Source organism: Mesorhizobium sp. SARCC-RB16n (assembly GCF_008520305.1).
GTDB lineage: Bacteria > Pseudomonadota > Alphaproteobacteria > Rhizobiales > Rhizobiaceae > Mesorhizobium.
On the sequence record NZ_ML703253.1, the window covers coordinates 328,657 to 337,034 of the forward strand.

Here is an 8,378-nt window from a genome sequence, read left to right on the forward strand (position 1 = left end):
GCAGGTCGGGCGAATCCTATTCGCCGCGACATGCTGTAGACATTGTTCGCCAGGATGCCCCAGGCGCCTCACGCTACGGTGATCCGTGGTGATGAAACCTCGCGCGGCCAAACGCGTTCCATGCCTGCAACATAGTCGAGGGTCCAATGCAAACCGCATGGTTCTCCAAGCCCGTCGTGGTTTCGGTCGGCGTTAGCGGCGCCACCCGCAACCTGTCCAACACACAACAAGCCATCGAGTTGCTGACCACCCATTGGCGCGATGCCGGCAGCCTGAAACATCAGTCCGCGCTGCGCGCTTGCCGTCGGGCAGCGACCGGCGACGTGCCCCCCAACATCGCCAGGGAGGCTTTTGTCGAGGCCGCGCGCGAGGCGCATATCCTGGTCGAGTAGGTCGAACCTGATTTTGGGCTGCGAATTTTGGCGGCGTTCCAGACGGGCAGACTCGTCCTAGATGCCGAAACCCGTCGAAACGTCGTCGGCCTCGCTGCCGGCGTGCGGCACTATGATCGATGCCAAGGGCGCGCTCAGCCGCCATTTGAAGTGGCCGGGCGACCGCTCCAGAATGGCGGAGCCGCCCAGCGACTGCGGCGCCACACGCTGCAGCACGACGGTACCGAACCCCTTGCGCGTCGTCTCGTCACGCCTGTCGCCGGGATGCGGCGTCGACGTCTCCTCCCAGGTCAACTGGAATTCACGCTCCCCCACAGAGCCTGGATTCTGCGCCCCGGAGTCGATTGTCCAGGTGATCTCCACCTGGCCGCCTTCGCTGCCCAGCGCGCCGTATTTGGACGAGTTCGTGCCCAGTTCGTGGAAGGCCATGCCGAGGTTCTGCACCGCATTCGACTGCAGCGTCAGGACCGGGCCGGAGAGCAGGATCTGCTCCTCGCGGCCAAAGGGTTTGAGATGTTCCTGGATCAGGTCGAACAGGCTCGCCCCCGCCCATTCCGAAGTGACGAGCAGATCATGCGAGCGCGATAGCGCCATGATGCGGGCGCGAATCATGTCCTCGAATTCGCCTGGATCGTTCGAGCGCTTGCTGGTCTCCCTGACCATCGACAGGATGACCGCGAACTGGTTCTTGACGCGATGGTTGACCTCCCGCATCAGTAGCCTGATGCGGCGCTCGCTCTCTTTGGCGGCAGAGATATCGCGGGCGATCTTCGAGGCGCCGATGATCTCGCCATTGCTGTTCTTGATCGGCGAAATCGTCAGCGAGACGGAAATCAGCACGCCATCCTTGCGCCTGCGCGTCGTCTCATAGCTCGCCACGCGGTCGCCGCTGCGAATCTTGCCGATGATCTCCGTCTCCTCGCTCTTGAGGTGATCGGGAATGAGCATGAGGATGGATTGGCCGATCGCCTCCTCGGCTGTGTAGCCGAACATGCGTTCCGCCGCATGGTTCCAGCTTTGAATGATGCTGTTCAGGTCCTTGCTGATGATGGCGTCGAAGGAGGAATCGACAATTGCGGCGAGCCGGACGTCAGCGGTCACCCCCTGTCTGTCGCTGCCCTCGATGTCGTTCATCGCCACCCGCAATTGCATGTTCTCCCAACCAGATAAGGCGCAAACGAGTCAAGGCAATCGCCAGCGCGAGAATGCTTTATCCCGTTTCACTCCGCCTGTTCCGGCGGCGTCTTGCCATCGCCATTGGGCATGAGCACGCCGAACTCCTGCGACTTGGCGCCTAGCTCCGCCATCAGGAAGCCGTCGGAGGCAAGGCCACGCCGCAGCAGTTCGCGGACTGCCGCCGAACGGCTTGGCATGCGCTTGTCGAAACGCCAGTTTTCCAGCGCGGCCAACTCATCCTGGGTCAACATGATCTGCAGTCGTTCCGGGCGTTCCAGCTCAGCCATGTGCGCCTCCCCGCGCAAGATCCGGCAAGTTAGTAACCGTCTCATTCTACTTACAGTTAGGGGGTCCCCCATCTTGCGTCAAGCGCGGCGAAGGGGTGAAGGCAGCACTGTGCCGATGATGATCATCATACACCGGCTGAGCATTCGTGTAACTTTTCTAACTGGCTGATTTAATTTACATATTTTTCAGTTTTAACTTGCGATGCGACGGTATCGGACGCATCCTGCCCACTTGAGGAAACCAACTCGTTTGGGAGGTTTCGATGCGATACGACTATTCCACAAGGCTGCGTGAAGACGTCTATGCGACCGTCCGCACAGCATTCAAGACAGTGGGCATCATCAACGTGTCGGTGGTGGCGGAGAGGATCAGGGTCAGGAACCTGGCCGAGAATGTCGCCCTCGAAGACATTGAACATCTGGTCCTGCAGGCCGCCCAACTGCTTGGCGCTGCAATCGAATTCGACGCTTTGAGTAACGGATTGGCTCCGCCTGGAAACGGATTGGTCGAGAACGGCGAGAGTGCGTTGAGGCCCTTCCATCTTCATCGATCAGACTCGATGCAGTAGCCAATGCCGGGCCGGCAGCGGGTTCTGCTTGCCGCCGGCACACAAGCCAAAGCCGCCCTCCTCCCGCGACGTCGCTTCAAATATGTGAGCACAGTGCGCTTACAGTCAGACTTGGGCTGAGCAGTTCCCCGGCGTGACCGCGACGCCGCCGATGAGCTGATGGCCAAGCCGGCGCGTACAGCGCCATGCTCAATGCTATCCGTCGAGACAGCGCCGAACACCCTGTGGGAATCGAGCGAGCGCCTTATATAATCCTGGTCACCTCCTTCCCTCCCGGAGCTCCCCACCCATGACCCTCGACACACGCAAGCTCGGCAGCCAGGGGCTGCAAGTCTCGGCCATTGGTCTCGGCTGCATGGGCATGAGCCAGTCCTACGGTCCGGCTGACGAGGCCGAATCCGTCGCCACGCTGCACCGCGCGATCGAACTCGGCTGCACGTTCCTCGACACCGCCGAGGTCTATGGCCCGTACACCAACGAAGCCCTGCTCGGCCGGGCGTTGAAGGGCAAGCGCGACAAGGTGACCATCGCCACCAAGTTCGGCTTCCGCATCGAAAACGGTAAACAAGTGGGAGTCGATAGCCGGCCCAGACATATCCGCGAGGTCGTGGAAGCCTCCCTCGGCCGTCTCGCCACCGATCATATCGACCTTCTCTACCAGCACCGCGTCGACCCAGCGGTGCCGCTGGAGGACGTCGCGGGCGCTGTCGGCGAGTTGGTCGCACAAGGCAAGGTGCGGTTCTTCGGCCTCTCGGAGGCAGGTGCCGCCAACATCCGTCGGGCACATGCCGTCCATCCGGTGTCGGCGTTGCAGAGCGAATATTCGCTCTGGGAGCGCAATCTGGAGCCGGAGATCATCCCGCTGCTCGGGCAACTCGGCATTGGCCTGGTGCCGTTCTCGCCACTCGGCCGCGGTTTTCTCACCGGCGAGGTCAAGCGCGCGGAGGACTACGCCGAGGGCGATTACCGCCGCAACGACCCGCGCTACCAGGGCGAAAACTACGACGCCAATGTCGAGGCGGCGGCCAAGGTGCGCGACATCGCCATAGCCCGCGGCGTCAAGCCCGGCCAGGTCGCGCTGGCCTGGCTGCTGGAGAAGGGCAACAGCTTTGGCTTTGGCGTCGACATCGTGCCCATCCCCGGCACCAAGCGGATCAGGTATTTGGAGGAAAACGTCGCCGCCGCATCATTGAAACTCGACGCTGCCGAAATGGCCGCACTCGACGATGCCCTGGCGCCGGGAAAAATCTCCGGCCCGCGCTACACCGAGCGCGGCATGGCGATGGTCGATCGGTAGGCGCTCGGAGCGCAAACATCCGAACACTGGGATCATCCTGGCTTGCATCTCGATCGGCGAAGACTTCAGACTGTGCGCCTCGCATGCCTCGCCAGCGCGTGCTCGATCAGCGCGTCTATCACCTCTGCGTAGCCGATGCCGATCGCCGCCAGCGCCTTGGCGTACATCGAGATGTCGGTGAAACCGGGCAGCGTGTTGACCTCGTTGACCAGCAGGGAGCCGTCGGCGCGCAGGAAGAAGTCGACGCGCGCCATCGCTTCGCAGCCAAGCGCCTTGAAGGCTTGCCCTGCCATCTCCCTCGCTCTGCCGGCGACCGCGGCGGGGACATCGGCGGGCACTTTGACCACCGCGCCATCGGCATCGAGATATTTGGCCTCGTAGGTGTAGAAGCCATGCTTGCCGGCGGGAATGATCTCGCCGGGCAGCGACACCGTGAGCGAGCCGTCGGCCCGTTGCAACACGGAGCACTCGATCTCGCGGCCTTCAACGAACTCCTCGATTAGCACCTTGCCGTCATAGCGGAAAGCCGTTTCGACGGCCCCTTCGAAGCCATCCCTGTCATTCACCTTGCTCACTCCGAAGGACGAGCCCTGGCGCGCCGGCTTGGCGAAGAAGGGCAGCCCAAGCGCCCCGGCGATCTCCTGGAAAGAACCGACATCGTTGCGGTGGACGGTGACCGAGCGGGCGACGGCAAGGCCGGCCTCGCGCAGCAGCCGCTTGGCGACATCCTTGTCCATGGCGGTGGCCGAAGCGAGGATGCCGCAGCCGACATAGGCGACATCGGCGACCTCCGCATAACCCTGCACCGAGCCGTCCTCGCCGAACGGGCCGTGCAGCACGGGAAAGACTACATCGACCGGCGGCAAGTCAGCCGGCATTCCCTTGTGCGACGCTGAGATCAGCCGTCCCTTGCCGCCGGGCAGCAGTGCGACCTCCACGCCATCCTCCGAGACTGGCGCCCCTGCTCCTTCGCCGATGGCCTCGGACGTGGGCTGAAGCAGCCATCTGCCGTCCCTGGAAATCGCGATCGGCACCACCTCGTAGCGCGTCCGGTCGATCGCCTTCAGCACATTGGCGGCCGACAACCGCGACACCTCGTGCTCGGCCGAGCGCCCGCCGTAGAGGATGGCAACCCTGATCTTTCCGGTCATCGAAATCCCTCAACTGTCGAAAATCAAATGGCGACGGCAATGCCGCGATTGGCGAAGAAACGATCGAAATCGGCTGGCGCCAACACTGCGTTCTCCCGTGTGGCGCTGGTATGGCCGGATGGGTTGTGGAAGCGAAAAACGTCGTCAGACGCCGCCGTGACCAGCACCAGATGGCCGCCCTTCGACGGCGGCTCGCGCTCCGGCCAGCGGATCGAACTGCTGACCGAAGCGATGAAGAAGCGCGACCGGGCGAGGATCGCCGGAATGTCCACTGTCGCGACATCGGTCATCACCTCGGCCTCGAGGCCGAATTCCTGCTTCACGAAAGGAACGAAGGGCGCGTAGATCAGGCCCTTGATCGAGCCTTCATTGACGACATAGCCGCCATATCCGGTGCACCGTCTTGCCAGCTCGATCGTCGGCACGATCTGGCCACGCGTCGCCAGGATCATCTTGAGACACGCCATGCCGCAGACATTGGCGGCCCAGACCGCGTATTCGTCGAGCGTGGCAGCACCTGATCCCTGCCACAGCGGATCCCGCCGCAACGCGGCTTCGGCACCATCGGCGAGCACCGCCAACGTCATGTCAGGCGTCTCCCACTGACTGAAAAACGGCACGGCTTCAGGCAATGGACTCATGCGGACTCCTCGGGCAGTCCATCTTGTACACGAGAATTCAAGATGGGTGAAAAGCCGCTCGGCCTGTCGAGATTTACCCAGTCGTGCCGCCAGCTGATAGTGTCTCGGTTTGAATTTGCAGGTTTTCGGCAGCAGCCGGACTGCCTAGCCTGTGCCAGGCTTCTTCATACTGAGGAAGTGCATAGGACTTTGGCGGTAGCCAATACGATACCGTGCCAGTTTCACTCATTCCCCGATGCGCTGCGGCTTTCACTTCGTCTTTTGTGAGGACATAGCAGGTTGGTGCGGCGGTGTTCGCATTGATCGTTACAACCCACCAATCTGAGCGAAGGGTATCCAGCGAACCACCCAGTGGCACGGGGGCTCTCTTCGAGAGAGCTTTTGACTGAACCGGCAGGACGCGGCTCTCATCATCATTTGCGGCATAGAGGTCTGCGCCCCGCGCGTTGCGAACGGTGGGCATGACATGCCAACCACGCCGCGATAGTTCCCGCGCTACGTGGTACAGACCGGCGTTGCCAGTCAACTGATGCCGCATTGTACCCCCTGCTAAGCTTACTCGGCGGCATTACCGGCCACATCGGCGGCACGCTTTTGGCCTTTGAGTCCGATCGACATTAGCCGGGGTACTCCACAACGATGACGTAGCCAGACGGCTGCGTTATTGGACCGATATGTGTTGGGACATCCCGTGTTGGCTGCCAGATCACGTTGATGATGCGGCTACCCTCTTCGCCTAAGCTGTGGAGAAGGGTCTTTAGCCGATCAACGTCGTCTGGGCATGTCTTGACGGCATATGGCATCAAACCTCCCATGCTTCCCACTATGCATATAGGAGTTCGGGCCAGATCGCGACAGCGCACGCTCAAATTTCAAACTGAGACACTACCCGCCGACTTATTTCGTGTTGATCACCGAAGCCGGCCAGTAGGTGTCCATGGTCGCCCCGTTGCGGTCCTCGTCGAACAGCGTATCGCTGCCGAAGCTGGCGCGCAGGCCGATGACGACCTTGTTGGCCCTGGTGTCCTCGGTCCACGTTTCGAACTTTCTCCGTTCGAATTCATAGCGTCCGAACACCGCCCACGGCGTTTCGTCGAACCGGTACATTGCCTGGATGGCGGCACCGACCACGTCCTCGTTGGCGCCGTCATAGTCGGTTCGGTTGAAGTCGAGCTCTGCATCGAGGCGAAGGTTCTTCCGGACGAAATAACGCGCCACGGCGCGCACACCCCATTGGTTGCCATGAAAGTCGTTGATGGTGAGTTGGCCGACACTCGCCTGGCCATAGAGGGTCAGCTTGCCGAAATAGAGTTGTGCTTCCGGGCCAACAGCATAGTTGTTTACCGTCACGCCGCTTTCGCCGACTGACGTGTAAGCTGCGAAAACGCCGGCGGCAAAACTGTTGGGATCGCGATAGTAACCGTGGACCGCACCGCGCGTGTCGTCCAGGGGGTCGTAGTGGCCCCATATGCGGTCGTAGGCCAGGTCTCCCTGCAAGTTCCAGCCCTGGCCGAACGGAATGTTGACGTGGACGGCACCGCCACCGGCCCGGGTCGTGTAGTCGTCGCCGACGAAGCGAAGCCCGCCGAGATAGAGTTCGCCGTAGCCGGAAACATGCGGCGCCGCCACCGTCTCGGAAGCAAGCGGCTGCAGGGCATCCGCCGCGTGAGCGGATGTCGCGGCGAACAGCGAAAACGCGGCGAAGATTGAAAAGCGATGCATTTGGAACCCTCGAATGCGAATAGGCGTTTTCCGGACCAGCGTCCGGCCATGGAGGTCAGAATTTGTAGGCGACGCCGATCCGCAGATCATGCGTCGTCAACTCGATCGCACCGCCCGCGCACAATGGAGCGCACGGGTTTTGTCGAACCGGCCGATCAGAACTTGTAGCTGAGCCCGACTCGGACATCGTGCGTCTGCAGATCGACGCTCGTCGCTGTGCCAAGCCCCTCTGCTAGCGAGAGCTCTTTGCTGCCGAAACTGGAGTAGCGATATTCGGCCCGCGCGATCCACCTGTCGGTAAGGCGTGCTCGATGCCCGCTCCAATCGTCCAGCCAGTATGGGTCTCGTCGTGGACCAATATGTCACCGCTGGGGGTGGCGGTGATTATGGTCGCTTCATATTTGGCCGCGGCCACGCCTGCCGTGATGAAAGGCAACGTCCGATCGAAAGCATAGCCTGCCCGCAGCCGCGCCGAACCCGACCACTTGATTTCGCTCTTGATCAACGCGCTTCCGCCGAAGTTCGTCAGTCCATCGACATTGTTGTACGCAATGTCGGCCTCGGCGCCGAGCACGAACCGGTTCGCCATTTGCTGATTGAAACCGATATGGATGCCGCCGATAAATCCATCCGGATCGAGGGAGCTGTTAAGGTCGGTGGCTCCACCGATGCCGCCGCCGGCGATGAAAAGATTGGACTTTCCGGCCACATAACCGACGTCGGCGCCGGCATAGAGGCCGGACCAGTCATAGCCGGCAACAACCGGCAAGGTTTCATTGATGTCCGCCGCGGACGCCATGCCGACCGGCGCGAGCACGAAGATGGTGGCGAGAAGAATCGTTTTCACTGTTTGCTACCCCAATGATGTTGCTTCCCCCGGCCGTGGAAATGCTCCGCGGCGTCCCGGGTATAGTCGAGGTTTTGCATTGTTCGCGGGCGGCGTCTTGGGCTGAGCTGCATTGGAATTGTCGTGGAGAGCGCTGCGGCACTCGGGCGATCAGTGTGACTGTTCGGCATCAGTCGATCGGTTCGAAGACGACTTATCCGACGCGCTTCGAGTTCTTGTCTTGAGTGTCGCGCTTCCGTCCGGAATTGCGTTAAAACAAGGAGTTAATGCATGTCGCCCGGAAGTGTCCTCGGTTC

Annotated in this window: 9 protein-coding genes; 3 read left to right on the plus strand and 6 right to left on the minus strand. The window is 61.6% G+C overall.

The genetic code is table 11. The features are described from left to right. Positions 1-146: 146 nt before the first annotated feature. Positions 147-392 carry a DUF982 domain-containing protein gene (locus tag C7I87_RS01635; RefSeq protein WP_149902549.1) on the plus strand — a complete coding sequence of 82 codons (246 nt, stop codon included), beginning with the start codon at positions 147-149 and terminating at the stop codon, positions 390-392. Positions 393-449: 57 nt separating this feature from the next. Here the strand turns inward: C7I87_RS01635 and C7I87_RS01640 are convergent, their stop codons facing one another. Both C7I87_RS01640 and C7I87_RS01645 read right to left on the minus strand, forming a co-directional pair. Next, positions 450-1,544, minus strand: coding sequence for a sensor histidine kinase (locus C7I87_RS01640; protein WP_188393676.1), 1,095 nt, complete (start codon positions 1,542-1,544; stop codon positions 450-452). Positions 1,545-1,612: 68 nt separating this feature from the next. Further along, complete coding sequence (locus C7I87_RS01645; protein WP_149902550.1) at positions 1,613-1,855, minus strand: hypothetical protein; 243 nt, start codon at positions 1,853-1,855, stop codon at positions 1,613-1,615. Between the two features lie 263 nt (positions 1,856-2,118). On the opposite strand from C7I87_RS01645, the gene C7I87_RS01650 reads away from it, so the two are divergent. After that, a complete protein-coding gene (locus tag C7I87_RS01650) occupies positions 2,119-2,424 on the plus strand; it encodes a hypothetical protein (protein ID WP_149902551.1) in 306 nt (101 codons plus the stop codon). A 289-nt stretch (positions 2,425-2,713) separates the two neighbouring features. Continuing rightward, entirely contained in the window at positions 2,714-3,721 is a 1,008-nt protein-coding gene (locus tag C7I87_RS01655) for an aldo/keto reductase (protein WP_149902552.1), read from the plus strand. A gap of 65 nt (positions 3,722-3,786) precedes the next feature. On the opposite strand, the gene C7I87_RS01660 is transcribed toward C7I87_RS01655, so the two are convergent. From C7I87_RS01660 to C7I87_RS01680, 4 genes are all read right to left on the minus strand, one after another. Next, positions 3,787-4,872: a D-alanine--D-alanine ligase family protein gene (locus C7I87_RS01660; RefSeq protein ID WP_149902553.1), complete on the minus strand. Its 1,086-nt coding sequence runs from the start codon at positions 4,870-4,872 to the stop codon at positions 3,787-3,789. Positions 4,873-4,895: 23 nt separating this feature from the next. Continuing rightward, entirely contained in the window at positions 4,896-5,513 is a 618-nt protein-coding gene (locus C7I87_RS01665) for a C39 family peptidase (RefSeq protein WP_149902554.1), read from the minus strand. 897 nt (positions 5,514-6,410) lie between these two features. Then, positions 6,411-7,235, minus strand: coding sequence for a hypothetical protein (locus C7I87_RS01675; protein WP_149902556.1), 825 nt, complete (start codon positions 7,233-7,235; stop codon positions 6,411-6,413). Positions 7,236-7,467: 232 nt separating this feature from the next. Continuing rightward, positions 7,468-8,052: an outer membrane protein gene (locus tag C7I87_RS01680; protein WP_246696126.1), complete on the minus strand. Its 585-nt coding sequence runs from the start codon at positions 8,050-8,052 to the stop codon at positions 7,468-7,470. Between the last annotated feature and the right edge of the window lie 326 nt (positions 8,053-8,378).

Coding starts and splice junctions, on each gene's coding strand:
- C7I87_RS01635 (WP_149902549.1), top strand. CDS start 147: ATGCAAACCGCATGGTTCTCCAAGCCCGTCGTGGTTTCGGTCGGCGTT.
- C7I87_RS01640 (WP_188393676.1), bottom strand. CDS start 1,544: ATGCAATTGCGGGTGGCGATGAACGACATCGAGGGCAGCGACAGACAG.
- C7I87_RS01645 (WP_149902550.1), bottom strand. CDS start 1,855: ATGGCTGAGCTGGAACGCCCGGAACGACTGCAGATCATGTTGACCCAG.
- C7I87_RS01650 (WP_149902551.1), top strand. CDS start 2,119: ATGCGATACGACTATTCCACAAGGCTGCGTGAAGACGTCTATGCGACC.
- C7I87_RS01655 (WP_149902552.1), top strand. CDS start 2,714: ATGACCCTCGACACACGCAAGCTCGGCAGCCAGGGGCTGCAAGTCTCG.
- C7I87_RS01660 (WP_149902553.1), bottom strand. CDS start 4,872: ATGACCGGAAAGATCAGGGTTGCCATCCTCTACGGCGGGCGCTCGGCC.
- C7I87_RS01665 (WP_149902554.1), bottom strand. CDS start 5,513: ATGAGTCCATTGCCTGAAGCCGTGCCGTTTTTCAGTCAGTGGGAGACG.
- C7I87_RS01675 (WP_149902556.1), bottom strand. CDS start 7,235: ATGCATCGCTTTTCAATCTTCGCCGCGTTTTCGCTGTTCGCCGCGACA.